Origin of the sequence: Mesorhizobium dulcispinae, from assembly GCF_033977345.1 — a bacterium.
GTDB classification, from domain to species: Bacteria; Pseudomonadota; Alphaproteobacteria; order Rhizobiales; family Rhizobiaceae; genus Mesorhizobium; species Mesorhizobium dulcispinae.
This window is the reverse complement of record NZ_JAVIIY010000068.1, coordinates 1-905: the sequence shown is the minus strand read 5'-3', so window position 1 is coordinate 905 and position 905 is coordinate 1. Positions and strand designations below refer to the sequence as shown.

The following is a 905-nucleotide window of genomic DNA, read 5'->3' as shown; positions in this document are numbered from 1 at the left end:
GCGATCCGGGCGAGGAAATCAGCGGTTGAGGGAGCTTGTTCCGACACCCAAACTACATACCCGAAAGAGCTCCTTCGAGGAAGCAGAATCGACACAAAATCAATAACAAACGAGCAAAATTAGCCGGCCAGACGCGGCCGATAAGTCTTGCTCGGCCGGCGCCAGTCGATTCCTTCCAGAAGCAGCGAAAGCTCCGCCTTGGTGAGCGACACGACGACCTGATCCTTCGTGGTCGGCCAGGCAAAACAGCGGTCGGTAAGCCGCTTTGTGAATAAGCAAAACCCCTGGTCGTCATGCGCCAAAATCTTGATGATATGACCCTTGCGTCCACGGAAGCAGAAGATCGCGCCCATGTGCGGGTCGAGCGCGAGCACCTGCTGCACCATTCGCGCCAGGCTGTTGATCCCGCGGCGCATGTCGGTCGCGCCGCAGCACAGGAAAATCTGGTCGGTCGGCACCACCGTGATCACCTGCTCAACTCCGCCAGGACGATGCGCAGCGCTGTCGGATCGACGGTCCCGTCGATGCGCAATCGCGCGCCGCTCGGAAAGGCAACGACGATCCTGCCGGTCGGGTCCGGGCAATCGGCGGCGGGCCGGTCGACCTCGGGCAGTTCGTTCACCTCGATCCGTGCGAAGGTCGCCATCGCCTGGTCGGCATCGTGCTCGCCGCCGGCCATCTGCTTGCGCCAAGCATAGAGCTGCGAAGGAGCTACGCCGAATGCTTGCGCGACCTCGGTCACCGAGGAACCCGCCGCGCTCGCAAGGTCGACCAGCGCGCGCTTCTCCGCGCAACTCCACAGCCTCCGTTGGCGCGTGCAGCCGGGCATCGTTGCACCATCTTCAGCCGCCGCGGCGCCGCTGATCTCGGCGACCACATCGCCCTCTGCATGTTCCAATGTCATG

The 905-nt window shown here is 63.0% G+C and carries 2 protein-coding genes; both read right to left on the bottom strand.

Features of this window, described 5'->3' with window-relative positions; genetic code table 11:
* Positions 1-119 precede the first annotated feature (119 nt).
* Entirely contained in the window at positions 120-470 is a 351-nt protein-coding gene (gene tnpB, locus RFN30_RS32285; RefSeq protein ID WP_320230228.1) for an IS66 family insertion sequence element accessory protein TnpB, read from the bottom strand.
* Positions 467-905, bottom strand: a 439-nt coding sequence (gene tnpA / locus RFN30_RS32280; protein ID WP_320230227.1) for an IS66-like element accessory protein TnpA, incomplete at its 5' end; no start/stop codon positions are given. The genes tnpA and tnpB, both read right to left, overlap by 4 nt.